21 protein-coding genes and 2 rRNA genes are annotated in these 24,319 nt (G+C 63.8%); 13 read left to right on the top strand and 10 right to left on the bottom strand.

Annotation, left to right across the window (positions count from 1 at the left end):
* Window positions 1–271: ribosomal RNA gene (locus tag A7X65_RS36840) — 23S ribosomal RNA — on the top strand; the annotation flags it as partial.
* 102 nt (window positions 272–373) lie between these two features.
* Window positions 374–488: ribosomal RNA gene (rrf, locus tag A7X65_RS36835) — 5S ribosomal RNA — on the top strand.
* A gap of 110 nt (window positions 489–598) precedes the next feature.
* Here the strand turns inward: rrf and A7X65_RS36830 are convergent.
* Window positions 599–997, bottom strand: coding sequence for a GFA family protein (locus tag A7X65_RS36830; protein ID WP_063694282.1), 399 nt, complete (start codon window positions 995–997; stop codon window positions 599–601).
* Between the two features lie 244 nt (window positions 998–1,241).
* Between A7X65_RS36830 and A7X65_RS36825 the strand changes: the two genes are divergently transcribed.
* From A7X65_RS36825 to A7X65_RS42310, 5 genes are all read left to right on the top strand, one after another.
* The gene (locus A7X65_RS36825; RefSeq protein ID WP_063694281.1) at window positions 1,242–1,841 is read left to right on the top strand and encodes a hypothetical protein; all 600 of its coding nucleotides are present in this window, start codon (window positions 1,242–1,244) and stop codon (window positions 1,839–1,841) included.
* A gap of 159 nt (window positions 1,842–2,000) precedes the next feature.
* Window positions 2,001–2,774, top strand: a complete 774-nt coding sequence (locus A7X65_RS36820; protein ID WP_063694280.1) for an SDR family NAD(P)-dependent oxidoreductase — start codon at window positions 2,001–2,003, stop codon at window positions 2,772–2,774.
* Between the two features lie 326 nt (window positions 2,775–3,100).
* Window positions 3,101–4,606, top strand: a complete 1,506-nt coding sequence (gene glpK / locus A7X65_RS36815; protein ID WP_063694279.1) for a glycerol kinase GlpK — start codon at window positions 3,101–3,103, stop codon at window positions 4,604–4,606.
* Between the two features lie 168 nt (window positions 4,607–4,774).
* A complete protein-coding gene (locus A7X65_RS36810) occupies window positions 4,775–5,368 on the top strand; it encodes a GNAT family N-acetyltransferase (protein WP_063694278.1) in 594 nt (197 codons plus the stop codon).
* 99 nt (window positions 5,369–5,467) lie between these two features.
* The gene (locus A7X65_RS42310) at window positions 5,468–6,505 is read left to right on the top strand and encodes a hypothetical protein (RefSeq protein WP_156528403.1); all 1,038 of its coding nucleotides are present in this window, start codon (window positions 5,468–5,470) and stop codon (window positions 6,503–6,505) included.
* Window positions 6,506–6,561: 56 nt separating this feature from the next.
* Here A7X65_RS42310 and A7X65_RS36800 read toward each other — a convergent pair whose 3' ends face one another.
* A complete protein-coding gene (locus tag A7X65_RS36800; RefSeq protein ID WP_063694276.1) occupies window positions 6,562–6,984 on the bottom strand; it encodes a DUF6636 domain-containing protein in 423 nt (140 codons plus the stop codon).
* Window positions 6,985–6,998: 14 nt separating this feature from the next.
* Window positions 6,999–7,946, bottom strand: a complete 948-nt coding sequence (locus A7X65_RS36795; RefSeq protein WP_063694313.1) for a threonine/serine dehydratase — start codon at window positions 7,944–7,946, stop codon at window positions 6,999–7,001.
* 62 nt (window positions 7,947–8,008) lie between these two features.
* On the opposite strand from A7X65_RS36795, the gene A7X65_RS36790 reads away from it, so the two are divergent.
* Entirely contained in the window at window positions 8,009–8,311 is a 303-nt protein-coding gene (locus A7X65_RS36790; RefSeq protein WP_063694275.1) for an ArsR/SmtB family transcription factor, read from the top strand.
* A 147-nt stretch (window positions 8,312–8,458) separates the two neighbouring features.
* Complete coding sequence (locus A7X65_RS36785; protein ID WP_063694274.1) at window positions 8,459–9,088, top strand: glutathione S-transferase family protein; 630 nt, start codon at window positions 8,459–8,461, stop codon at window positions 9,086–9,088.
* A gap of 27 nt (window positions 9,089–9,115) precedes the next feature.
* Here A7X65_RS36785 and A7X65_RS36780 read toward each other — a convergent pair whose 3' ends face one another.
* From A7X65_RS36780 to metF, 5 genes are all read right to left on the bottom strand, one after another.
* A complete protein-coding gene (locus tag A7X65_RS36780; RefSeq protein WP_063694312.1) occupies window positions 9,116–9,973 on the bottom strand; it encodes a tetratricopeptide repeat protein in 858 nt (285 codons plus the stop codon).
* A gap of 199 nt (window positions 9,974–10,172) precedes the next feature.
* The gene (locus A7X65_RS36775; RefSeq protein WP_245324043.1) at window positions 10,173–10,940 is read right to left on the bottom strand and encodes a hypothetical protein; all 768 of its coding nucleotides are present in this window, start codon (window positions 10,938–10,940) and stop codon (window positions 10,173–10,175) included.
* On the bottom strand, window positions 10,922–11,050 hold the full coding sequence (locus tag A7X65_RS43675; protein WP_283806199.1) for a hypothetical protein: 129 nt from the start codon (window positions 11,048–11,050) through the stop codon (window positions 10,922–10,924). The genes A7X65_RS36775 and A7X65_RS43675 overlap by 19 nt, the downstream gene beginning before the upstream one ends.
* Before the next feature lie 551 nt (window positions 11,051–11,601).
* Window positions 11,602–15,453: a methionine synthase gene (gene metH, locus A7X65_RS36770; RefSeq protein WP_063694272.1), complete on the bottom strand. Its 3,852-nt coding sequence runs from the start codon at window positions 15,451–15,453 to the stop codon at window positions 11,602–11,604.
* A 6-nt stretch (window positions 15,454–15,459) separates the two neighbouring features.
* Window positions 15,460–16,380 (bottom strand): methylenetetrahydrofolate reductase [NAD(P)H], encoded by a 921-nt coding sequence (gene metF, locus A7X65_RS36765; RefSeq protein ID WP_063694271.1) that lies wholly within the window; start codon window positions 16,378–16,380, stop codon window positions 15,460–15,462.
* 395 nt (window positions 16,381–16,775) lie between these two features.
* Between metF and A7X65_RS36760 the strand changes: the two genes are divergently transcribed.
* Entirely contained in the window at window positions 16,776–17,789 is a 1,014-nt protein-coding gene (locus tag A7X65_RS36760) for an LLM class flavin-dependent oxidoreductase (RefSeq protein ID WP_063694270.1), read from the top strand.
* A 129-nt stretch (window positions 17,790–17,918) separates the two neighbouring features.
* On the opposite strand, the gene A7X65_RS36755 is transcribed toward A7X65_RS36760, so the two are convergent.
* Both A7X65_RS36755 and A7X65_RS36750 read right to left on the bottom strand, forming a co-directional pair.
* Window positions 17,919–18,776 carry a prephenate dehydratase gene (locus A7X65_RS36755; protein ID WP_063694269.1) on the bottom strand — a complete coding sequence of 286 codons (858 nt, stop codon included), beginning with the start codon at window positions 18,774–18,776 and terminating at the stop codon, window positions 17,919–17,921.
* Between the two features lie 21 nt (window positions 18,777–18,797).
* The gene (locus tag A7X65_RS36750) at window positions 18,798–19,538 is read right to left on the bottom strand and encodes a 3-deoxy-manno-octulosonate cytidylyltransferase (RefSeq protein ID WP_063694268.1); all 741 of its coding nucleotides are present in this window, start codon (window positions 19,536–19,538) and stop codon (window positions 18,798–18,800) included.
* A 220-nt stretch (window positions 19,539–19,758) separates the two neighbouring features.
* Between A7X65_RS36750 and A7X65_RS36745 the strand changes: the two genes are divergently transcribed.
* The 3 genes from A7X65_RS36745 (at window position 19,759) to A7X65_RS36735 (ending at window position 24,318) form a co-directional block, all read left to right on the top strand.
* On the top strand, window positions 19,759–20,316 hold the full coding sequence (locus A7X65_RS36745; protein WP_063694267.1) for a c-type cytochrome: 558 nt from the start codon (window positions 19,759–19,761) through the stop codon (window positions 20,314–20,316).
* A 211-nt stretch (window positions 20,317–20,527) separates the two neighbouring features.
* Window positions 20,528–22,429: an extracellular solute-binding protein gene (locus A7X65_RS36740; protein ID WP_063694266.1), complete on the top strand. Its 1,902-nt coding sequence runs from the start codon at window positions 20,528–20,530 to the stop codon at window positions 22,427–22,429.
* Between the two features lie 14 nt (window positions 22,430–22,443).
* The gene (locus A7X65_RS36735) at window positions 22,444–24,318 is read left to right on the top strand and encodes an extracellular solute-binding protein (protein WP_063694265.1); all 1,875 of its coding nucleotides are present in this window, start codon (window positions 22,444–22,446) and stop codon (window positions 24,316–24,318) included.
* Window position 24,319 lies beyond the last annotated feature (1 nt).

Genomic DNA, 24,319 nt, shown 5'->3' with positions numbered 1-24,319 from the left:
TGCCGTGGGTGTTGGAATGTTGAGAGGATTTGCCCCTAGTACGAGAGGACCGGGGTGAACGTACCTCTGGTGGAGCTGTTGTCGCGCCAGCGGCAGTGCAGCATAGCTATGTACGGACGGGATAACCGCTGAAAGCATCTAAGCGGGAAACCCACCTCAAAACGAGCATTCCCTTGAGAACCGTGGAAGACCACCACGTTGATAGGCCGGATGTGGAAGTGCAGTAATGCATGCAGCTTACCGGTACTAATCGTTCGATTGGCTTGATTGCTCTCATTTTCAGTGTCCATGAGGTCTTGAAGACCCAGACAGAGTGAGAGGCGCTAGTCGCCAACACAAAGATCGCTTGCTTCGTTTTCTTGTCCTTCGCCGGCCTGGTGGTTCTAGCGAAGAGCCTCAACCCGATCCCATCCCGAACTCGGCCGTTAAACTCTTCAGCGCCAATGGTACTATGGCTTAAGCCCTGGGAGAGTAGGTCGCTGCCAGGCCTGCCAAGGACAAGAAATCTTCCTCTTTCGATGTTCGAAATACAGAGCGCCGCCTCGGGAAACCGAGGCGGCGTTTTTGTTTGTGCGGTCGTCTTCAGAACTTGTCGCCTTCAACCCGCTTCTCGCGGCCCCGGCCACTGCGATCGCGCAATCTGCTCGACCACCGACATGCCGATGCCCTCCGTCGCGCGCACCGGCACCGTGGCCGGATCGAAATCCTCGAGACAGAACACGTTGACACCGAAATGATCGGGCGCCGCGCGCTTGCGGTGAAACGTGTAGATGCCGCAGCGCGAGCAGAAGAAATGCTTGGCACGGTGCGTATTCCATTCGTAGACCGACAGCAGATCGGTGCCGCTCTCGACCGTGAGTGCGCTCTCATGCACCTCTGTCATCAGCGCGTTCTTCCGCCGGCACAGCGAGCAATCGCAGGTCGTGAGCTCTTCGATTTCTGACACGAGGCTGAACGTCACCGCGCCGCAATGGCAGGATCCGCGATAGGTCGGCATGCTGTCTCCTCCCTGGTCGGCCCGACCATCTGCGCGGCAGGCCGGCAGCACAACAGACGGATTGCACGCCGTACAATGTTTGGTGATCGCTGCCGCCTCCACATGGTTGTGATCATTCAGCCATGATCGCTCACTAGCAGGGGCGAGCGGAGTTCATGTGGAGTTCATTTCGAGTTCCCTAGCCTTTCACCCGTCAGATCTTCGAACACCAAAACCAGCCATCCCCTTCAGGAGGAGAACTTCCATGCCAGCATTGCTTCGTCCCGCCTTCGCCGCGCTCGGCGTCGCGTGCCTCGTGTCCGCGGCATCGCTCGCCTCCTCCGGTGCCGCTTTCGCGCAGGCCAAGCAGCAGGCAGCACCCGCTCAGCCGGCCGCGCCGGCGCAGCAGCAGCAGGCGCCCGTGCTGAAGCAGATCGCGCTGACCGACAAGCAGCTCGACGGCGTGCTCGCCGCGCAGAAGGACATGGATGCGATCACCGAGAAGCTGCCCGAGAACACCGCGCCCGACCAGAAGGTGATCGGCCAGCTCGACGCCGTCGCCAAGAAAAACGGCTTTGCCGGCTATGACGACTACAACAACGTCGTCGACAACATCAGCCTGGTGCTCGGCGGCTTCGATCCCGCCACCAAGAAATATGTCGGCCCCGAAGCCGTCATCAAGTCGCAGATCGCGCAGGTTCAGGCCGACAAGAAGATGCCGGCAAAGGACAAGAAGGAAGCCATCGACGAGCTCAACCAGGCGCTGAAGACGCCGGCGCCGGCGATCGAGAACAAGGGCAACATCGATCTCGTCGGCAAGTACTACGACAAGCTGGTCGCAGCGCTCGGCGACGACCAGAACTGAGCGGCGACCTGCGCCGCCGTCCGCTCTCGACAGACGGCGCAGCGCCAGCCAAACTCTCCGCAAGTCACACCCCGTGCCTCGGCCAAGCCAAAGCTTCGCCGGGGCTTTATGCGGGGCAGGGCAATCAGTGCACAAGCGGAAGCAGCGAGGCCGACAACAATGAAAAACACTCCGTTCGATCTCACCGGGAAGGTCGCCGTCGTCACCGGTTCGAGCCGCGGCATCGGCCGCTCCTCGGCCGAATTGCTGGCGAAGCTCGGCGCGAAAGTCGTGGTCTCCTCGCGCAAGGCGGATGCGTGCAAGGAGGTCGCCGACGGAATCGTCGCGGCCGGCGGTGACGCCGTCGTCATCCCCTGCAACATCGCCCGCAGGAACGAGGTCGAAGCCCTGATCGCGGGCGCGACAAGACACTACGGCAAGATCGACATCCTCGTCTGCAACGCCGCGGTCAATCCGTATTACGGCCCGCTGCTCGACATCACCGACGAGGCCTTCGACAAGATCATGGGCTCGAACGTGAAGAGCAACATCTGGCTCTCCGCGCTCGCGATCCCGCAGATGGCGGAACGCGGCAACGGCTCCGTTGTCATCATCTCCTCGATCGGCGGCTTGCGCGGCTCCACCGTGATCGGCGCCTACGGTATCTCCAAGGCCGCCGATTTCGCGCTGTGCCGCAGCCTCGCCGGCGAATGGGGCCCCAAGGGCGTCCGCGTCAACTGCATCGCGCCGGGCCTCGTGAAGACCGATTTCGCCCGCGCGCTCTGGGAAGACGAGGCTATGCTGAAGCGCCGCACCGCCACCACGCCGCTCCGCCGCATCGGCGAACCCGACGAAATCGCCGGCGCGGTTGCCTATCTCGCCTCGGACGCCTCGAGCTTCATGACCGGCCAGACCATCGTCATCGACGGTGGCGTCACCACGGCGGCGGTGTAGCTCTTTCTTTCCCTCTCCCCTTGCGGGAGAGGGTGGATCGCCGCGCAGCGGCGAGACGGGTGAGGGGTATCTCTCCGCGTGCGCTGCTCTGCCTCCTGAGTTCGCCGAGGGATACCCCTCATCCGGCGCCATAGCCGAAGCTTTGCTTCGGCGTTCTTAAGAACAGCGGCCGAAGGCCGCCTATGCCACCTTCTCCCGCAAGGGGAGAAGGGAAGGGGCGCCGGCCTCGCATCCAACTTGACCTTCCGCCTCCAATCCGCTCCCTTTGGCGCGACACAACGACCCCGTCAGGGAAAAACGCCAAGAGAACGCCAAGGTAAGCCGCCATGTCTTTTGTCCTCGCCATCGACCAGGGCACCACTTCCTCGCGCGCGATCGTGTTTCGCGGTGATATTTCCATTGCGGCAAAGGCGCAGCAGGAGTTTCCGCAGCATTTCCCGGCCTCGGGCTGGGTCGAGCACGAGCCGGAGGACATCTGGACCTCGACGGTGATGGTCTGCCGCGAAGCGATCGAGCAGGCCGGCATCAGCGCAAAGGACATCGCCGCGATCGGCATCACCAACCAGCGCGAGACCACCGTGGTGTGGGACCGCGCCACCGGGCAGGCCGTGCACCGCGCCATCGTCTGGCAGGACCGCCGCACCGCCGACATCTGCGCGAAGCTGAAGCATGACGGCCGCGAACCGGTCATCTCGCAGAAGACCGGCCTGATCATCGATCCCTATTTCTCCGGCACCAAGGTCGCCTGGATCCTCGATCACGTCCCGGGCGCCCGCGCGCGCGCGGCGCGCGGCGAGCTGATGTTCGGCACTATCGATTGCTACCTGCTCTGGCGCCTCACGGGCGGCAAGGTGCATGCCACCGATGCCACCAACGCCTCGCGGACGCTGCTGTTCAACATCCACACCGGGCAGTGGGACGACGAGCTGCTGGAGATCATCGGCGTGCCGCGCTCGATGCTGCCCGAGGTGAAGGATTCCTCGGCCCGCTTCGGCGAGAGCACGCCCGATCTGTTCGGCGGTGCCATCGCCATCTCCGGCATCGCCGGCGACCAGCAGGCCGCGACCATCGGCCAGGCTTGCTTCCGTCCGGGCATGATGAAGTCCACTTACGGGACCGGCTGTTTTGCCCTGCTCAACACCGGCACCACGCCGGTCGTGTCCAAGAACAAGCTGCTCACCACCGTCGCCTATCAGCTCGACGGCAAGCGTACCTACGCGCTCGAGGGCTCGATCTTCGTGGCGGGCTCGGCGGTGCAATGGCTGCGCGACGGCCTCGGCATCATCAAGCACGCCGCGGAGACCGGCCCGCTCGCCGATCAGTCCGACTCCATGCAGAGCGTCTATCTCGTGCCGGCTTTCGTCGGCATGGGCGCGCCCTACTGGAATCCCCGCGTGCGCGGCGCGCTGTTCGGCCTCACCCGCAACACCGGCCCGGCCGAGCTTGCCCATGCCGCGCTCGAAAGCGTCTGCTACCAGACCTTCGACCTGTGGGCCGCGATGCGCGCGGACTGGCCGAGCTCGGAGACGGCCAGCGTCGTGCTCCGCGTCGACGGCGGCATGACCGCCTCGGACTGGACCATGCAGCGCCTCGCCGATCTCCTCAACGCGCCGGTGGATCGCCCCGTGATCCAGGAGACCACGGCGCTGGGCGCCGCCTACCTCGCCGGCCTTCAGGCGGGCGTCTATCCCGAGCCGACAAAATTCGCAGACAACTGGCGCCTCGAGCATCGCTTCAAGCCCAACATGAGCGAAGCCACGCGCGAGCGAAAGCTCGCCGGCTGGGCAAGGGCAGTGAAGGGCGTGCTCGCGAGCGACGAGGGGGAGGGGTAGTTTTTGGTCGTCCCGGCGGAGGCCGGGACCCATACTCCGCAGCAGATGTTGCGAACGGGACTCGCCGTTCCAACTCGCAAACCAACCGATATCAGTGGCTATGGGTCCCGGCCTTCGCCGGGACGACATAGGATGTGCCGCTCGCGCTCGGCTCTACAGGAAACCCCGATGATCCTCCCCGACGGCTACTCCGACGTCCCCGCCGGCAAGATCGCCGCCGTCGTCACCCATCTCGAAATGACCGCACCTCCCGCGCGCCGCGACGATCCGCCCGGTGCCTGGTCCCTGCGCAAGGTCGACACCCCCGCGCTCGATTGGTACCGCGACATCTTCCGCCGCGTCGGCGAAGATTGGCTGTGGTTCTCGCGGGCCCGCATGACCGACGCCGATCTCGCCGCAATCATCAACGCCCCGGGCATTGAGGTCTATGCCCTGACAGTAGACGGCCGCGACGAAGGCCTGCTCGAATTGGACTTCCGCCAGCCCAGCCAATGCGAGCTGGTCTATTTCGGCGTCACCTCAGGCCTGATCGGCACCGGCGCCGCCCGCTTCCTGATGAACCGCGCGCTGGAGCGCGCATGGTCGAACGGCGTGCGTCGCGTCTGGGTCCACACCTGCACCCTCGACCATCCCTCCGCCGTCGCGTTCTACCAGCGCTCCGGCTTCCGCCCCTTCCGCAGCCAGATCGAGATTGCCGACGATCCCCGCCTCGACGGCACCGCGCCGCGCGATGCGGCACGGCATGTGCCTATTATCGAATGATACTATGAGTGTGCTAGCGAACGACGAGGATGGGAGATAATCTTATCGCGCCATTCCGATTTGGAGCTGGGGCGCCAAAGGGCAATTGTAGAGATATTCATGCCTTCAGATGCAGAGTTCTGGTCATTTGCATCGACCTTCCAACGATTTTTAAAGCACAAACTGTGTCTTGCAGAGGATCCAGGCGATCCCTGCAATTCGTCCATCATTGATGCTCACACAATTCCTCGCAGTCAGCTCAAGAAGATTGCAGAGGATGGCCACATATACTCGTTTGATAGCTCGCTCAGCCAATTGGCGAAGAGTGACGGCAACATAGCAATAAAGAGGTTTGGGATTGGTCGATTTTCAGTTCTGAATTGCTTTTGCGGCCGGCATGATAACGCGATCTTCCTCGATATCGAAGATGTGCCGTTGGCTTTTTCACCGAGACAGCTGGCGTTACTTCATTATCGAACTGTGGCCTCTGAGCTCTACCGCAAAATACGAATGGTTGAAGCGACTAACCATCAGCTTGAAACATTATCTAAGGAACAAAAAACTGACCAGGACCGTCGCATTTTGGATGATGTCCGCGCCTTTAATGAAGGGCAGAAGTTGGGCTTGAGAGATGGGAGAGTTGCGTTCGACGAGTGTCAGCGAATTCTGAATGAAAAGGATTATGATTGCCTTAGTGCTCTGATTATCAGGTTTGATCGTATGCCCACGATCATGTCTGTCGGCGGGTTTTATCCGGAGTTTGGATTTGATGGCCTTCCCTTGCAGCGGCTCGGTGATTCTGAGGAGGTTTATGAGACAATTTCCTTCAACATACTTGCTTCCGAGGAGCGCGCCGCGGTCGCAATGATTTGGAGAAAGGGACAGAAAAATCCCTTAGCTTTCGCAAGATCATACGAGAAGCAGCCAAGTAATCTTTACACGACTCTAGCGATTCAAGCTTGCTTTGAACACCTTGAAAATACTTGCGTGCAGCAAAAGTGGTGGGACGGGCTCAAGAAGGTAGAACAAGACTTGCTTTTACGGCGGATGCAAGTCGCAGGAAGTTTGTCTGAGGAGCGAATAGCCTCGTGCCTCCAGTATTCGGGGGTAACACATGATGACTGGGGCTTTAGCTGTCTCCAGCACTTTAACATTTGAGTCTGACGCTGGTTGACGGATTCTAAGAGAGCATCAGACGATTTCGAAGCTGGGCCTCAAAACACCTTCTGCTCCGCCCGCGCCAGCGAGAACCCGTGCTGCATCGCGTTGAAGCACGTCAGCCCTGTCTGCTCCGACCTGCACGTAAATCCCGCGCGCTGCCAGATCTCGCCATAGGCGAGCACCGGCAGCGAGGCGTCCATGACGGTGTCGCCCGCGCAGATGCGCGCCGCGCTGCCCTTTGCGTTCATCGCGAAGGCGTGGCCATAGTCGAGGTCGCAATCGGCGGGGCGGCGCGGGCGCGTGTCCATGTTCATGATGTCGCAGCGGAGCACGTTCTGGTCGTTCTCGGTAAAGAACTGGCAGACGATGTTTTTCGACGGCGTCAGGAAGCCGATCGGGCTGTCCTCGGCGTGGGCCGGGCTTGCAAACAGCGCAAGCAACGCGGACGTCAGGATGAAGGCGCTTCGCCCGATCATGTCTCGCTCCCAGACTAGCTGTCGAAGTTCACCGCCGTGGTGTTGGCGCCGCACAGCAGAACCGCGACCCGTTCGCCGGTCGACGGACGATAGCGGCCGGAGAGCAGCGCCGCAAAGGCGGTCGCGCCGCCTGGCTCGGCCACGAGACGCAGGCTGGACCAAAGAGCGGTCTGGGCCTGCCGGATCGCATCGTCGCTGACCAGGACGACCCGTTCGACATGGGCCCGCGCGATCGGAAACATCAACGTGCCAACGCGCTTCGGCGCGAGGCTGTCGGCAGCGATGCCGCCGGCCGGCGCATCGACCGGGGCGCCCGCCGCAAAAGCGCTGTGCAGGGTCGGCGATTGCTCCGGCTCCACCGCGACGACGCGGGTCCGACCCTGATACCACGCCGCAATCCCGCCGATCAGTCCGCCGCCACCGACGGCCACCAGAAGCGTGTCGATCTCGGGCGCGTCCTGCTCCAGCTCCAGGCCGACGCTGCCTTGACCGAGCAGGGTCTCGGCCTGGTCGTAGGCGTGGACGGCCATGGCGCCGGTTTGCGCGACATGCGCTTCGCTCGCGGCGAGCGCGTCCGCGTAGCGGCTGCCCGCGATCACGAGGTTTGCGCCATAGCCCCTGATCCGCTCGGCCTTCGCGGGAGAGGTGATCTCGGGCACGAAGATCGTGGCGGCAACGCCGACCTGCTGCGCCGCATAGGCTGCCGCGGCGCCGTGATTACCGCCGGACGCGGCGACGATTCCGGCCTTCGGCACCTGCCGCAACAGCAGATTGGCGAAGGCGCCCCGCGCCTTGAACGATCCGGAGTGCTGCAGCATCTCGAGCTTGAACGTGACCGGCGCGGCCGGCAGGCCGAAATCGGCGAGATTGGCCTGAACGAGTGGCGTTCGGCGGATATGCGGACGGATGACGGCCTCGGTCGCCGCGATCCGCTCCCGGGTGATGTCCATTGTCGCTGTCATGATACGTCCTTGATAGCGCATCGGACCGTTGACATCAATTAGGCAATTAGCAAAATGACTAAATGAAATTTGCCCTTGCCCTGCGCGCGCTGGCCAACGAGCGCCGCCTGCAGATCCTGGACTGGCTGCGGGACCCGCGGAAGCATTTTCGCGAGCAGGCCGACGGCGACCTGGTCGAGGACGGTGTCTGCGGGTTGCTGATCGCCGAGAAGCTCGGCGTCAGTGCGCCGACGGTCAGCGAGCATATGCGGGTGCTGACGGCGGCAAAGCTGGTGCGCGCAAAGCGGGTCAAGCAGTGGACGATGTACAGGCGCAACGAAGCCGCGATCGCCACTATCAAGCGCGCCATCCAGGACGGTCTCTGATCTTGCAGCCCGCGGCTCGCGCGCAAAGTCGTCGCACGCGCCGTTGCAACCGGCGCAATGCTCCGTTTCCAAGATCATCCTTGCGCGGTGCCGGCCCGGTCGTGGAAACTCGACGGCCCTGCCTCATGCCTGAGAAGAGCGCGAACCATGTTCCTGATCGGCCAATATGATTCCCCCTTCGTCCGCCGCGTCGCGATCGCGCTCCGCCTTTACGGGCTCGCTTTCGAGCACAGACCGTGGTCGACCTTCGGCGATGCCGACAAGATCGCGCCATATAATCCGCTGCGACGCGTGCCGACCCTGGTGCTCGACGACGGCGAGGCGCTGATCGAGAGCACGATCATCCTGGATTATCTCGACGAGCTGGTCGGCGAGGCTAAGGCAATGCTGCCGCGCGATGGTGCTGAACGGCGCAGGCACCTGCGGATCTGTGCGCTCGCCTCGGGCCTCGGCGACAAGGCGGTCAGCCTGCTCTATGAGCGCGTGCTACGGAAGGAGCAGCTTGCCTTGTGGGTCGAGCGCTGCAGTGCGCAGATCGCCGACGTGCTCAAGGTGCTCGAGGCCGAGCGCGCCAAGGTGACGACGCCGTACTGGCTAGGCAATCGTATCGGCCACGCCGACATCGCGGTCGCCTGCGTCGTGCGCTTCACCCGCGAGGCTCATCCGCAACTGTTCGATGCGGCCCGTTATCCGGCCCTTGCCCGGCATTCCGAACGTTGCGAGGCGCTGGCGGAGTTCACGGAGATCGTTCAGCCCCTCGCGCCGCCGAAGGGGTAGGAGCGGGCTCGACGAAGATCTCGCGGGCTATCTCTTCCGCTTCACGCCATTCTCGTTGAGATAGGCGTCCAGCTCAAATCCCAGTTCGTCGGCGCGATCGAAATAGGCTTCCGCGGCGTCGGGATCTTTCTCCATCCCTTCGCCGCGGCTTGCCATCACGCCGAGCGCCGCTGCGGCACGGCCGACGCCGAGATCGGCGGCGCGCTTGTACCAGCGAACGGACTCGTTGAGATCCCTGGCAATGCCGGGAAATTGGCCGGTGGCATAGAGCGCGCCGAGATTGGCGCAGGCGCGTGGCTGGTCGCGCTGTCCGGCTTCCTTCAGGTAGGTAACCGCCTTGCTGCGGTCGCCGATCCCCTGCATCGCATAGACGAACAGCTCGAAAAAGGCGTCGGCATTGCCGCGTTTCGCCGCCTCCTGATGCAGCGAGAGACTTTCCGCGACGTCCTTCGGACGCCCGCGACCGTTATAGGCCATCAATCCCAGCAGATAGCGCACCGCGCCGTCGGGATCGCCGCCTGCAAGCGCCTTCTGCGCGTAAGAAAAGGCCTCGTCATATTTCCGGAGCGTCCAATAGAGATTGTAGGCGGCGAGATAGGCGCCGTAGTCCGAGCCGAGCTCCGCGGCGCGCTTGTAGGCGGCGACCGCCGCGTCGCGATCGCGCGGCATGCCCCAGCCATTCCAGAGGCAGCGGCCATAGTCGATCCACGCGCTGGCGTGCCCGCCGAGCGCGACCTCGCGCAGTGCCTTGGCCAGCGTCTCGCGGTTCTCGACCGGCGCCTCGCCTGCCTCGATCGCTTTGAACAGGGCCAGGGCGGCGGCATAGAGCTGGCCGTCACGCGAGGGCGAACGGGGCTCGGCGAGGAGCTTCGTGACGGTTTCCATGTTCGAATGCGTATCCGCTGGTGTCGATGGCGGCTGCGTGGCCTGCGCCGTCGCCGCATCGGGTGAGACTGCGTGATGCGCGACAGACAACCCGGCCGCCATCGCGAGGCAGACGGCCAGGGACTTCAGACGATTGCGAATGCCACCCTCCCATGCGCCGACCGGGTGTTTGTCGGCACGAGACGCGCGCCGGTTCATTCTACCTGCGCGTACACGGCTTGATCTCTCCGGCCGCGGTCTTCAGCACGATCGGGTTTGGCGACAGCCTGATGCCGAAGAACAATTGCGAGCCGGACACCTTGTCGTCCGACCCCTGATGCGCGTCGAGGTCGAGCTTTGCCGCGATCTCGGATGTCAGCTTGGCGCGCTCCTCCATCGAGACCTTGTTGTGGTACTTGATCTCGTACACGACGTCGGCCTCCAGCACGGACCGGGTCTGGCACACGACGCCGCCGCTCGAAATGTTCAGCGTGACCGCGTCCTCGCACTCGGCCTTCAGCAACGCGTTGCGGGTCGCGATCAGCGCCTCGTCCGAGATCAGCAGGATGTTGGCGTTCTCGAGCTTGAGGCGGATCGAATCGACCTGCTGCATCCCGGCGACGGCGGACAACTTGTCCCTGATCTGCGCGGAGACGTCGAGATTCCTCTCCAGCGATTGCTTCAGGTCGCGGTCGACGGTCGGCGATTTCTGGATCTTGCCCGTCAGCAGCGCGGGATCGACGTCACAGGTGGGATGCAGCTCCAGCCGGCCGTTGCTTAAGTATTCAATCGTGTTGATCGTGCCGGGGCCGCCGAACGTGCTCGGCGGCACCACCTCGAAATAGCCTGTCTCGGAGAGGATCGCCGTGATCGTCTGCTTCTTGCGCGGGAAGCCGACCCAGGTTGCGATCATCACGAGCCCGATCGCCACAAACACGCCGCTGCCGAGCCAAAGCCATTTGCGGCTGGCTACTTTCCCGGGCAGCACAGCTGGTTTCGTTCGCCGCATGGCACGTAGCCTTTCGGACAGTCCGCCGCGGCAATCGCGGGCAGCACGACGAGCGCGATCGCGGCGAACAATGCAATGATTTGATTCATATGCCCGATCCCAAACCTGGCCACCGGTTTGAAGGTAGTAGGCCGGGAGGTTATCGAATCGAGGTTGAGCGGACAAGTGAACGAGTTCACAGGGCCCCGGTTCCCGCGAGACGAGAGTTGTCGAGGCGAGTTGTGGGGTGCGTCGACTTCGCGCTGGTTGCACGTGTGTCTGCTGGGGACGCAACAGCAACGACGAGCCAGGGCGCTCGCTGCTTCTCCAACGTCGTCCTGGCGAAAGCCAGGACCCATTACCCCGGTGAGCAGTTTGGCGAAGATTGGTCGTTTGGTATTGCCAGTGAGTACCGCCGATGGATCACGCGGTATGGGTCCTGGCCTTCGCCAGGACGACACCGGTGATGTCCGGCGCTCGTCCTGGACGACGACAAGCGCGGCTGGCGATGATGAAATACTACCCCTGTTTTGCCCGACGCCGCAATCGGATTCGGTAAGACCGAAATTGATGAGGCTTTTCAGCCCCACCTCTACTGTGCATGGGGTTGTTTTCACACTTTTTGTTTGGAGCGGCCGCGCCGCTCCAAACGTAGCGCGAGCTACCCCGCCCCGGCGCGCTTCTTCTGCCAGACCAGATGCACGGCGCAGGTGCAGCCCGGCGGATGCGAGGCGAGGTCCTTCGAGGTCTCGTCGTTCGCGGCAGTGGCGGCGAAGGCCTTGTCCGCGTCCTCGCGCGACGGGATGTAGTTCAGCACCGGCGCAAGCCAGCGTTCGGTCTCCGCGACCGTCATGCCCTTGCGCGCGGCGTAGTCCTCGACCTGGTCGCGCTCGATCTTGCCGACACCGAAATAATAGCTCTCGGGGTTGGCGAAGTAGAGCCCGCTCACGCTGGAGCCCGGCCACATCGCAAAGCTCTCGGTCAGCTTCACGCCGGCGCTGGCTTCCGCATCGAGCAGCTCGAACAGCGTCGCCTTCTCGGTGTGATCGGGCTGCGCGGGATAGCCGGGCGCCGGGCGGATGCCCTGATACTTCTCGAGAATCAGCTCCTCGCTGGAGAGCGCCTCGTCCGGGGCATAGGCCCAGAACTCGCGGCGCACGCGGGCATGCATGCGCTCGGCGAAAGCCTCGGCGAGGCGGTCGGCCAGCGCCTTGCACAGGATCGAGGAGTAATCGTCGTTTGCCATCTTGAAGCGGTCGGCGACCGCATCCTCGCCGATGCCGGCCGTGACGACGAAGCCGCCGATATAGTCGGGCACGCCTGCGGGCGCGATGAAGTCCGACAGTGCGGCATTGAAGCGGCCCTCGCGCTTCTCGAGTTGCTGGCGTAGCGTGTGCAGCGTCGCGATCTGCTTCGTACGGCTCTCGTCGGCGTAGAGCACGATATCGTCGCCTTGCGCATTGGCCGGCCAGAAGCCGACCGTCGCGCGGGCCCGGAACCACTTCTCCTTGACGATGGTGTCGAGCATCTTGCGCGCGTCGTCATAGAGCGAGCGTGCGACCTCGCCGACCTTGGCGTCATCGAGGATCGCCGGGAAGCGTCCCGCGAGCTCCCAGGTCTGGAAGAACGGCGTCCAGTCGATATAGGGCACGAGCTCAGCGAGATCGTATTCGTCGAAGCTCTTGGTGCCGAGGAAGGTCGGCTTCACCGGCTTGCTCGCGGCGAAGTCGACCGGCACGCGGTTCTTGCGGGCGTCGGCCAGCTTCAGGCGCTTCTTGTCGGCCTGCGCGCGCAGATGCGCGTCCGAGATCTTGGCGTATTCGGCCCGCACCTCAGCCGCATAGGCCTCGCGCTTCTCCGGCGAGAGCAGCGAGGAGGCAACGCCGACGGCGCGGCTGGCGTCGTTGACATGCACGACGGGACCGGCCCGATAGCTCGGGTCGATCTTCACCGCCGTGTGCACACGGCTGGTCGTGGCGCCGCCGATCAGCAGCGGCAGCTTCAAGCCTTCGCGCTGCAATTCGCCGGCGAAGAACGCCATCTCGTCGAGCGAGGGCGTGATCAGGCCGGAGAGCCCGACGATGTCGGCCTTCTCGGCCTTCACCGTCTCGACGATCTTGGCGGCCGGCACCATCACGCCGAGGTCGATGACCTCGTAATTGTTGCACTGGAGCACGATGCCCACGATGTTCTTGCCGATATCGTGGACGTCGCCCTTCACCGTCGCGAGCACGATCTTGCCGGCGGACGAGGAGCCCTCGCTGCCGATGCCGTTCGCAAGGTTGCGGGCCTTCTCCTCCTCCATGAACGGCATGAGATAGGCAACGGCCTGCTTCATCACGCGGGCGGACTTCACCACCTGCGGCAGGAACATCTTGCCGTCGCCGAAGAGGTCGCCGACAACGTTCATGCCGGCCATCAGCGGCCCCTCGATCACGTCGAGCGGGCGCGAGGAGGTCTTGCGGGCTTCCTCGGTGTCCTGCTCGATGAATTCGGTGATGCCGTGCACCAGCGAATGCGACAGCCGCTTCGCCACCGGCCATTCGCGCCAGGCGAGATCGGCTTCCTTGCTCTCGGTCTTCTTGCCGCGGAATTTCTCGGCGAGCGCGAGCAGCCGCTCGGAAGCGCCCGCGTCGCGGTTGAGGACGACGTCCTCGCAGGTCTGGCGCAGCTCGGGGTCGATGTCGTCATAGACGATCATCTGCCCGGCATTGACGATGCCCATGTCCATGCCGGCCTTGATGGCGTGATACAGGAACACCGAGTGCATGGCCTCGCGCACCGGCTCGTTGCCGCGGAACGAGAACGACAGGTTGGAGACGCCGCCCGAGACATGCGCGCCCGGCAGGTTCTGCCGGATCCAGCGCGTCGCCTCGATGAAGTCGACGCCGTAATTGTTGTGCTCCTCGATGCCGGTCGCGATCGCGAAGATGTTCGGATCGAAGATGATGTCCTCGGGCGGGAGGCCGACCCTGTTCACCAGGATGTCGTAGGCGCGCTTGCAGATCTCGGTCTTGCGCGCGAATGTGTCGGCCTGGCCGACCTCGTCGAACGCCATCACCACCACGGCGGCGCCATGGCGGCGGGCGATCTTCGCCTCGTGGATGAACTTGTCCTCGCCTTCCTTCATCGAGATCGAATTGACGACCGGCTTGCCCTGCACGCATTTCAGGCCGGCTTCGATCACCGAGAATTTCGAGGAGTCCACCATCACGGGGACGCGGGCGATGTCGGGCTCGGCGGCGACGAGGTTGAGGAAAGTCACCATCGCCGCTTCGGAATCGAGCAGGCCTTCGTCCATGTTGACGTCGATGATCTGCGCGCCGTTCTCGACCTGGTCGCGCGCAACCTGCAGCGCGGCGGTGTAGTCGCCGTTGGTGATCAGCTTGCGGAATTTCGCAGAGCCCGTGACGTTGGTGCGTTCGCCGACGTTCACGAAGGGAATGGCATCTGTCAGCACGAAAGGCTCGAGGCCGGACAGCCGCAAGCGCGGCTCGATCTCGGGCACGATGCGCGGCTTGTGCGGGGCGACCGCGGCGGCGATCGCGGCGATATGGTCCGGCGTGGTGCCGCAGCAGCCGCCGACGATGTTGACCAGGCCATCACGGGCGAACTCGCCGACGAGGCGCGCCATGTATTCCGGCGTCTCGTCATACTGGCCGAACTCGTTGGGCAGGCCGGCATTCGGGTAGGCGCAAACAAGCGTGTCGGCGACGCGGCCGATATCGGCGATGTGGGCGCGGAGGTCTTCGGCGCCGAGCGCGCAGTTGAAGCCGATGGTGATGGGCTTTGCGTGCCGCACCGAGTTCCAGAACGCTTCCGGCATCTGGCCCGACAGCAGGCGGCCGGACTTGTCGGTGATGGTGCCGGACACCATCACGGGCATGTCGATGCCGAGCTCCTCGGTGATCTCGGCGATCGCGTAAAGCGCCGCCTTGGCGTTGAGCGTGTCGAAGATGGTCTCGACCAGCAACAGGTCGACGCCGCCGTCGATCAGGCCGCGGATCTGCTCGCCATAGGATTTGCGCAGATCGTCAAAGGTGACGGCGCGATAGCCCGGATTGGAAACGTCGGGCGAAATCGAGGCCGTGCGGTTGGTGGGGCCGATGGCGCCGGCGACGAAGCGCGGCTTGCCGTCCTCGGCCTCGACGCGGCGGGCGGCGTTGCCGGCGAGGCGAGCGCCTTCACGCGCCATCTCGTAGACGATGTCGGTGAGGTCGTAGTCGGCCTGCGCGATCGACGTCGTCGAAAACGTATTGGTCGCGACGATGTCGGCGCCGGCGCGCAAATAGGCCGCGTGGATGTCCTCGATCGCCTGCGGCTGGGTCAGGATCAACAGGTCGTTGTTGCCGCGCAGGTCGCGATGGAAATTCTTGAAGCGCTCGCCGCGGAAGGCGGCCTCGTCGAACTGCAGGTTCTGGATCATCGTGCCCATGGCGCCGTCGAGCACGAGGATGCGCTCGCGTGCGGCGTTGATGAGGGCAGTTCGCTTGGTGGAGACGGGTACGGTCATTTTCTCTTACGCAGCCTTCTGGGCGCTCTTGGCGCGAATGCCGAGCAAATGGCTGATCGCGAACACGAGATCGGCGCGGTTCATGGTGTAGAAATGGAAGGTGTCGACGCCGTGTTTTGCCAGTTTCTGCACCTGGCCGGCAGCAACGGTCGCAGCGACCAGCTTGCGGGTCTCGGCGTCTTCGTCGAGGCCTTCGAATTTCGCGGCAAACCAGTCCGGCACGGTTGTGCCGGCGCGGGTGACGAAATTGCGGGCCTGCTTGAAATTGTGCATGGGCATGATGCCCGGCACGATCGGGATATTGATGCCGCGGGCGCGGACGCGGTCGAGATAGCGGAAGTAGAGATCGTTGTCGAAGAACACCTGGGTGATGGCGCGCGTCGCGCCGGCATCGACCTTGGCCTGCAGCGTGTCGATATCGTCATCGAAGTCGCGCGCCTCGGGGTGCTTCTCAGGATAGGCCGAGACCGAGACCTCGATGTCGGCATGCCGCTTCTTGATCCCCGCGACGAGCTCGGCCGAGCTCTGGTAGCCGTCGGGGTGGCTCGAATAGGGCGTGCCGATGCCGCCGGCGGGATCGCCGCGCAGGCCGACGATGTGGCGGACACCGACCTCGTGATAGCGGTCCACGATCTCGTCGATCTCCGCGCGCGAGGCGCCGACGCAGGTCAGGTGCGCGGCCGGCAGCAGCGCGGTTTCTTTCAGGATACGGGCGATGGTCGAATGGGTGCGCTCGCGGGTCGAGCCGCCGGCGCCATAGGTCACCGAGACGAATTTCGGGTCGAGCGGGGCCAGCCGGTTGATGGTCTCCCAGAGATTGCGCTCCATTTCCTCGGTCTTGGGCGGAAAGAACTCGAAGGAGATCGCAGGCCGCTTCAGGTGCCCGTCATGCCGGTCGGCTGTCGCAGGCGTCGTCAGGTCAGTCATGGCACCGCTCACTCCAGGGATCCCGCCAGTCTTCGTGGCCGGCCGTCAGGTCTCGTTTGGGAGCCGCTAAGATAGGGCAAAGGCGATTGGGCCGACAGCCCATTGGCAGTGGGAATTCGCCCATCCGTGGTTAGATGAGCGGTATTCTTTGCCATATTAACGATTGGGTGGGACGTGGGTATGAACTGTAATTATGTAATATATACATAGCTTTATATGATATAGCGGCGTGGTGAGGCCTCTCCGGATCGTTGTGGGCAAGACGAAGGTTGTGATTCTTCTGCTGCTTTCGTCCCACCGACGTCGGCTTGGCCGGGCACAGGCGCGGCGCGCACACGCCAGATCTGCGCCGGGCGCCATTGCCGCAGCGCTCCCCTCCACTAGGTTAACGCGCCATGATCCCGCTCTCAGTCCTCGACCTTTCCGTCGTCACCACAGGCACCAAGCCCGCCGCGGCGCTGCGCAACAGCATCGATCTGGCCAGGCATGTCGATGGTCTCGGCTACGTCCGCTACTGGCTCGCCGAGCATCACAACCTCGCCTCGGTCGCGAGCCCTGCACCCGACGTGATGATCGGGCAGATCGCGGCGGTCACGAAACACATCCGCGTCGGCTCGGGCGGCGTGATGCTGCCCAACCATGCGCCGCTGGTCGTGGCCGAGCGCTTCAAGATGCTGGAGGCGCTGTTTCCCGGCCGCATCGATCTCGGGCTCGGCCGTGCGCCGGGCACCGACGGCGCCACGGCTTACGCGCTGCGCAGCCGGCTCGACCGCCGCGAGGGCGATGACTTCCTGGAGCGGCTGCACGAGTTGATCCTGTGGCAGACCCGCGAATTCCCGTCAGGACACCCCTACAACAATGTCGTGGCGATGCCCGACGATACCGCCTTGCCGCCGATCTGGCTGCTCGGCTCCAGCGATTATTCCTCGGAGCTCGCCGCGCAAGTCGGGATGGGCTTCGCCTTCGCACATCATTTTGCGTCCCACGATGCGATCGACGCGATGGTGCACTACCGCGACCACTTCACACCCTCGGCCTGGAGCGCGAGCCCGCAGGCGATTCTCGCGGTCGCCGTCATTGCGGCGGATACGGATGAGGAGGCCGAAAAACTCGCGGCGTCCTTCGACCTCAACCGCCTGCGCCGCGACCGTGGCCAGTACCTGCCGCTGCCGAGTGTCGAGGAGGCGCTGGCTTATCCCTATACGGATTCCGAGCGCATCTCGATCAAGCGCAACCGCTCGCGCCTGTTCGTCGGAAATCCCGCGACGGTGCAGAAGAAGCTGCAGCCGCTGATCGATGCGAGCAAGCCGGACGAATTGATGGTGATCACCGCCGTGTACGATCACGAGGCGCGAAAGAAGTCGTATTCGCTGCTGGCGGAGGCGTTCGGGCTTAGAGCCGCGGCGTAGGCCGCTCTCGTGCCCCGAACGCAGCGCAGCGCTTCTTCAGCGGTGCGCTGCAGAGCCTGGGCCCATCGCAGCCCCGGATATCGCAGCCCCTGGGTCCCGGCTCGCGCTGCGCGCGTCCGGGACACGAGACTAATCCTGCGTTTCGCTGAACGTCGCGCGGAACGGGTGGCCCGGATAGACGCCGACGATGCGGAATTCGCGCGAGAAGAATTTCAGCTCCTCGATCGCGAAGGCGAGGCCCTTGTCATCGGGATGGCCGTCGACGTCGGCATAGAACTGCGTGGCGAAGAAATTGCCGTCGACCATGTAGCTCTCGAGCTTGGTCATGTTGACGCCGTTGGTGGCAAAGCCGCCGAGCGCCTTGTAGAGCGCCGCGGGCAGGTTGCGCACGCGGAAGACAAAAGTGGTGACCAGCGGGCCGGAGCCTTGCGCGGCCCATTTCGGCTCGCGCGCCAGCACCACGAAGCGCGTGGTGTTGTGCGCCTCGTCCTCGATGTCCTCGGCGAGGATGTCGAGGCCGTAAATTTTCGCGGCGAGGCGCGAGGCGATCGCGGCGACGGTCTTGTCCTTGCGCTCGGAGATGTCGCGGGCGCTGCCGGCGGTGTCGGCATGCACGATCGGCTTGATGCCGAGCTTGCGGATGATGCGGCGGCACTGGCCGAGCGCATGGACGTGGCTCTCGACGCTCTTGATGTCCTCGAGCTTGGTCCCCTTCACGGCCATCAACTGGTGCCGGACCGGCAAGAACCATTCGCCGATGATGAAGAGGCCGGAGGCCGGCAGGAGGTGATGGATGTCGGCAACGCGGCCCGCGACCGAATTCTCGATCGGGATCATGCCGAGATCGGCCTCGCCCGATGAGATCGCCGACAGCGCGTCCTCGAAGGTGGCGCAGGGCATCGGCTCGGCGTCGGGATAGGCCTCGACGATGGCGATGTGGGAATTGGCTCCGGGTTCGCCCTGGAATGCGATCTTCATCTTGCTCATGGTCGGCCTTGTAGCAGCGGCTCAGGATTTGGAAAGGATGCTGCGCGCGGTTTCGAGATCGGGCGGCGTGTCGACGCCGCGGGGCACACTATCGACGATCATGATGTCGATCCGCATGCCGGCTTCCACGGCTCGGAGCTGCTCCAGGCTCTCCTGCTTTTCGAGGGGGGAGGGCGGCAGCGACACGAACCGCTCCAGGGCAGCACGGCGATAGGCGTAAAGCCCGATATGGTGGTATCGCGGTCCGTTGCCGTAAGGCGCGGTGGCGCGGGTGAAATAAAGTGCCCGCAGCCGCTTCGGCCCGATTTGCGAGCCGACCGCCTTGACGACGCTCGGGGCGAGGTCCTCCTCCTCGGTGTGGATTTGCGAGGCCAGCGTCACGATGTCGACCGCGGGGTCCTCAAAGGGCGGCAGCACCTCGCGGATCGTTGCCGGCGTGATGGTCGGGAAATCGCCCTGCAGATTGATCACGATCTCGGCCTTGCCCTGGGGATCCAGCTTCTGCATGGCCTCATGGATGCGGTCCGAGCCGGAGGGGTGGTCGGCGCGGGTCATCACGGCCTCGCCGCCATGGGCGGTCACGACCGCGGCGATCTCGTCGGTGTCGGTGGCCACCGCAACCCGGCCGATGCCGGCGGCCTCGGCACGGCGCATCACGTGCACGATCATCGGCTGGCCCGCGATGTCGGCGAGCGGCTTGCCGGGCAGGCGGGTGGCGGCCATGCGGGCCGGGATCAGCACCAGGATGCGGGGATCGATCATCGGTTCATGAGCCTGGAAATGGGGCGTTTTCCGCGCCGAGAAATGGGGTGGGGACGGGCTGAAAGCCGGGTCGCTTATACGGGTTGCCAGACCCCGGGCAAACCGATATCTCAATGGCAAAACTCGGGGAAACAATAAGGAACGTTTTTGATTCTCCCGAGGCTCGTCCTGGCGGCCGCCCGGCCGCTAATCCTTCTTGCGGTGTGGGGCCTGGCCGGAAATGGACTCTTTCGAACTCAATAAAATTCTCGGTGCCGTTCTTGGCACCTGTCTCATCCTGCTGGTGACGAGCTTCACCGCCCAGGCGCTATTCTCACCGAAGATGCCGGAAAAGCCGGGTTTCGAGATCGCCGTGAAGGAAGACGCCGGTCATGGCGGCAAGGAAGGCGGCGCTGCCGCGGCTTCCTCCGAGCCGATCGAAAAGCTGCTCCAGACTGCCTCCGTCGAGAAGGGCGCGGCTGCCGCCAAGAAGTGCGGCGCCTGCCACACCTTCGAAAAGGGCGGCCCGAATCGCGTCGGTCCGAACCTCTATGGTGTCGTCGGCGAAGCCCGGGGCGAGGGCCGCAACGGCTTCAACTTCTCGGCTGCGATGAAGGGCAAGGGCGGTACCTGGACCTTCGACGACCTCAACAAGTTCATCGCCAATCCGAAGGGCTTCATCCCGGGCACCGCGATGGGCTTCGCCGGTATCCCCAAGGATTCCGAGCGCGCCGACGTCATTGCCTATCTGAATTCGCTGTCGGAGCATCCGCAGCCGCTGCCGACGGCCTCGAAGTAAGGCCTCAAAAGCTGGACTTGGAAGACGCGGCCAGGCTGGAAAGCCTGGCCGTTTCCATATCCGGGCCTCGCGGCGAATTTATCGGGGCGTTTGGCCGCATCCGGCAGGCCATCCGGCCTTCCAACATGAGGAAAAAGCAACATATTCCGTCGAAACCTCGCCTATATTGGGAACTTAAAGGAGTAGCCTCCTTCAAGACAGGACTATTGATTTGGCCATTACCCGACGCGATCTCCTGCTCACCGGTGCTGCGGCCGCAGCGCTCCCTGCCCTCGGTTCCGTGGCGGGCGTTCCCGTCATCGGTACGGCCGCGGCGCAATCGGCGAGCGAGCCGCCATGGCGCCATGCGTTGTCGCTGTTCGGGAAGGTCAAGTATCCCGCCGACTTCAAGCGCTTCGACTACGTCAATCCGGAAGCGCCGAAGGGCGGCGTCGTGCGCCAGATCGCCGTCGGCACGTTCGACAATTTCAACATCGTCGTGTCGGGGGTGAAGGGCCAGGTGTCCGGAGCGGTCGCTTTCATCTACGAAACCCTGCTGACGCCCGCGCTCGACGAAGTCTCGACCGAATACGGTGCGCTGGCCGAAGCCGTCAGCCACCCCGATGACTTCTCCTTCGTCATCTATCGTTTGCGGTCGCAGGCCAAATGGCATGACGGCAAGCCGGTCACGGTCGAGGACGTGATCTTCTCGCTCGATTCCTTCAAGAAGCACCACCCGATGTACTCGGCCTATTACAGTCATGTGGTCCGGGCCGAGAAGGTGGGCGAGCGCGACGTGAAATTCGTGTTCGACGCGCCGGGCAATCGAGAACTGCCGCAGATCGTCGGCCAGCTCACGGTCCTGCCCAAGCATTGGTGGGAAGGGACGGATGCACAGGGCCGCAAACGCGATGTCTCCGCGACCACGCTCGAAGTGCCGCTGGGCTCCGGCCCCTACAAGATCAAGGAATTCGTCGCCGGACGCTCGATCGCGCTGGAGCGCGTCAAGGACTATTGGGGGCGCGATTTCGCCGCCAACGTGGGCCGCAATAATTTCGACGAGCTGCGCTACGAGTATTTCCGCGACGCCACCGTGGCGATCGAGGCTTTCAAGGCCGATCAGGTCGATTGGCGTAACGAGAACAGCGCGAAGAGCTGGGCGACGGCCTACGACTTCCCGGCCGTGGCCGAGAAGCGCGTGATCCTCGAAGAGTTCGCCAATCGCAGCTCCGGCGTGATGCAGGCTTTCGTGCCGAACCTGCGCCGCGCCAAGTTCAGCGATCCGCGTGTGCGTCGCGCGCTCAACTACGCATTCGACTTCGAGGAGATGAACAAGCAGATCTTCTTCGGTCAGTACAAGCGCATCAGCAGCTATTTCGACGGCATCGACGAGCTCATGGCGACCGGCCTGCCGCAGGGGAAGGAGCTCGAGATCCTCGAGACCGTACGCGCCCAGGTGCCGGCCGAAGTCTTCACGACGGCCTACACCAATCCGGTCGGCGGCAGCCCGGAAGCCGTGCGCGACAATCTGCGCGAGGCGCTCCGCCTGCTCAAGGAGGCCGGCTACGAGGTGCGCGACCGCAAGCTGATCGACGTCAAGACCGGCACCCAGTTCTCGCTTGAATTGCTCAATCAGGATCCGAGCTTCGAGCGGGTCACACTGTTCTACAAGCCGTCGCTGGAGCGGCTCGGCATTGCCGTGAGCGTGCGGACGGTCGACCCGACCCAATACGAGAACAGGACGCGTGACTGGGATTTCGACATCGTCACCAATTCCTGGGGCGAGTCGCAATCACCGGGCAACGAGCAGCGCGAGTTCTGGTCGTCCAAGACCGCCGACATCGCCGGTTCGCGTAACATCGCCGGCATCAAGAACCCGGCGGTCGACAAGCTGATCGAGCGGCTGATCTACGCCACGGACCGCGACGACCTCGTCGCGGCCACCAAGGCGCTCGATCGCGTGCTGCTGTGGAATCACTACGTCGTGCCGCAATGGACTTATAACAAGGTGCGCACCGCGCGGTGGGACCGCTTCGGCCGGCCCTCGGAATTGCCCAAATACGGCCAGTCCGGCTTCCCGTTCATCTGGTGGTACGACGCAGACAAGGCCGCGCGGATCGCAAAGAAGTCGTGAAGGATTTCCCCCGCATGGCGCAGCTTTCACGCCGGCATGTGCTGGTCCTGGGTGCGGGCGGTGCGCTCAGCGCCGCCCTGTCGCGCGGCGCGGCGGGTTCGGAAGGGCCGGTCGAAGCCCACGGCATCTCGGCCTTCGGCGACCTCAAATATCCCGCCGACTTCCGCCATTTCGACTACGTCAATCTCGACGCGCCGAAGGGCGGCACGTTCTCGCTGATTCCGTCGGTGCGCGCCTACAATCAGTCCTATCAGACCTTCAACTCGCTCAATGCCTACATCCTCAAGGGTGACGGCGCGCAGGGCATGGACATGACGTTCGTGCCGCTGATGGTGCGCGCAAACGACGAGCCCGACGCGATGTACGGGCTGGCCGCCAAATCCGTGCAGATCTCGCCGGACAAGCTGGTCTATCGCTTCACCATGCGGCCCGAGGCGAAATTCCACGACGGGACCAGGCTGACGGCCCATGACGCTGCGTTTTCGCTGACGGCACTGAAGACCAAGGGACATCCGCTGATCATCGTGCAGATGCGCGACATGGTCAGTGCGGAAGCCGTCGACGATGCGACGCTGGTCGTCACCTTCGCCAAGGGACGGGCGCGCGACGTTCCGCTCTACGTCGCGGGCCTGCCGATCTTTTCCAAGGCCTATTATGCATCCCGTCCGTTCGACGAGTCGTCGCTGGACATCCCGCTCGGCTCGGGGCCGTACAAGGTGGGCAGGTTCGAGGTCAATCGCTACATCGAATACGAGCGGGTGAAGGACTGGTGGGCTGCCAACCTGCCGGTCTGCCGCGGCAGCTACAATTTCGACGTGGTGCGCTATGAATTCTATCGTGATCGCGACGTCGCCTTCGAGGGCTTCACCGGCAAGAACTATCTGTATCGCGAGGAGTTCACCTCCCGCATCTGGGCGACGCGTTACGACTTCCCGGCCGTGAAGGACGGTCGCGTCAAGATGGAGGTCGTGCCCGACGATACGCCCTCCGGTGCGCAGGGCTGGTTCATCAACACGCGGCGCGACAAGTTCAAAGACCCTCGCGTGCGCGAGGCCCTGATCAACGCCTTCGATTTCGAGTGGACCAACAAGACCATCATGTACGGCGCCTATGCCCGTACGGTGTCGCCGTTCCAGAATTCGGACCTCATGGCCGGCGATGGGCCTCCGTCGCCGGAGGAGCTGAAGCTGCTGGAGCCGTTCCGTGGCCAGGTTCCCGACGACGTGTTCGCCGCGCCGTTCACGCCGCCCGTTTCAGACGGCTCCGGCCAGGACCGCAGCCTGCTGCGCAAGGCGCAGCAATTGCTGAACGAGGCCGGCGTGCCCATCAAGGACGGCAAGCGGGTGCTGCCGAACGGCGAGGTCTTCAAGATCGAGTTCCTGCTCGACGAGCCTTCCTTCCAGCCGCACCATGCGCCTTACGTCAAGAATCTCGGGACGCTTGGCATCGAGGCGAGCGTGCGCGTCGTCGATGCCGTGCAGCACAAGGCGCGCCAGGAAGATTTCGATTTCGACATGACAATCCAGCGCTTCAGCATGTCGGCGACCCCGGGCGATGCGATGCGCGCGTTCTTCTCGTCGCAGGTCGCGAACACCAAGGGGTCGTACAATCTTGCGGGCGTCGCCAATCCGGCCATCGACGCCATGATCGAGAAGATCATGGCGGCCGACAGTCGCGAGGAATTGACCATCGCCTGCCGTGCCTTCGATCGCCTGTTCCGCGCCGGCCGCTATTGGGTGCCGCAATGGTACAACAAGACCCACCGGCTGGCTTACTGGGACCAGTTCGGTCATCCGCAGAAGCTGCCGCGTTACGCCAACGGCGTCGGTGCCCCCGACATTTGGTGGCATGACGGCACCAAGGCGGCCAAGCTCGAGCAGGCGAAATAAT

Origin of the sequence: Bradyrhizobium stylosanthis, assembly GCF_001641335.1 — a bacterium.
GTDB classification, from domain to species: Bacteria; Pseudomonadota; Alphaproteobacteria; order Rhizobiales; family Xanthobacteraceae; genus Bradyrhizobium; species Bradyrhizobium stylosanthis.
Note: the sequence above shows the minus strand (reverse complement) of the source record. Positions and strands in the feature narration are given on the sequence as shown.

Excerpts from the sequence above, each read along its gene's own strand:
- A7X65_RS36830 (WP_063694282.1), bottom strand. The coding sequence starts at position 997 with ATGCCGACCTATCGCGGATCCTGCCATTGCGGCGCGGTGACGTTCAGC.
- A7X65_RS36825 (WP_063694281.1), top strand. The coding sequence starts at position 1,242 with ATGCCAGCATTGCTTCGTCCCGCCTTCGCCGCGCTCGGCGTCGCGTGC.
- A7X65_RS36820 (WP_063694280.1), top strand. The coding sequence starts at position 2,001 with ATGAAAAACACTCCGTTCGATCTCACCGGGAAGGTCGCCGTCGTCACC.
- glpK (WP_063694279.1), top strand. The coding sequence starts at position 3,101 with ATGTCTTTTGTCCTCGCCATCGACCAGGGCACCACTTCCTCGCGCGCG.
- A7X65_RS36810 (WP_063694278.1), top strand. The coding sequence starts at position 4,775 with ATGATCCTCCCCGACGGCTACTCCGACGTCCCCGCCGGCAAGATCGCC.
- A7X65_RS42310 (WP_156528403.1), top strand. The coding sequence starts at position 5,468 with ATGCCTTCAGATGCAGAGTTCTGGTCATTTGCATCGACCTTCCAACGA.
- A7X65_RS36800 (WP_063694276.1), bottom strand. The coding sequence starts at position 6,984 with ATGATCGGGCGAAGCGCCTTCATCCTGACGTCCGCGTTGCTTGCGCTG.
- A7X65_RS36795 (WP_063694313.1), bottom strand. The coding sequence starts at position 7,946 with ATGACAGCGACAATGGACATCACCCGGGAGCGGATCGCGGCGACCGAG.
- A7X65_RS36790 (WP_063694275.1), top strand. The coding sequence starts at position 8,009 with ATGAAATTTGCCCTTGCCCTGCGCGCGCTGGCCAACGAGCGCCGCCTG.
- A7X65_RS36785 (WP_063694274.1), top strand. The coding sequence starts at position 8,459 with ATGTTCCTGATCGGCCAATATGATTCCCCCTTCGTCCGCCGCGTCGCG.
- A7X65_RS36780 (WP_063694312.1), bottom strand. The coding sequence starts at position 9,973 with ATGGAAACCGTCACGAAGCTCCTCGCCGAGCCCCGTTCGCCCTCGCGT.
- A7X65_RS43675 (WP_283806199.1), bottom strand. The coding sequence starts at position 11,050 with ATGAATCAAATCATTGCATTGTTCGCCGCGATCGCGCTCGTCGTGCTG.
- metH (WP_063694272.1), bottom strand. The coding sequence starts at position 15,453 with ATGACCGTACCCGTCTCCACCAAGCGAACTGCCCTCATCAACGCCGCA.
- metF (WP_063694271.1), bottom strand. The coding sequence starts at position 16,380 with ATGACTGACCTGACGACGCCTGCGACAGCCGACCGGCATGACGGGCAC.
- A7X65_RS36760 (WP_063694270.1), top strand. The coding sequence starts at position 16,776 with ATGATCCCGCTCTCAGTCCTCGACCTTTCCGTCGTCACCACAGGCACC.
- A7X65_RS36755 (WP_063694269.1), bottom strand. The coding sequence starts at position 18,776 with ATGAGCAAGATGAAGATCGCATTCCAGGGCGAACCCGGAGCCAATTCC.
- A7X65_RS36750 (WP_063694268.1), bottom strand. The coding sequence starts at position 19,538 with ATGATCGATCCCCGCATCCTGGTGCTGATCCCGGCCCGCATGGCCGCC.
- A7X65_RS36745 (WP_063694267.1), top strand. The coding sequence starts at position 19,759 with ATGGACTCTTTCGAACTCAATAAAATTCTCGGTGCCGTTCTTGGCACC.
- A7X65_RS36735 (WP_063694265.1), top strand. The coding sequence starts at position 22,444 with ATGGCGCAGCTTTCACGCCGGCATGTGCTGGTCCTGGGTGCGGGCGGT.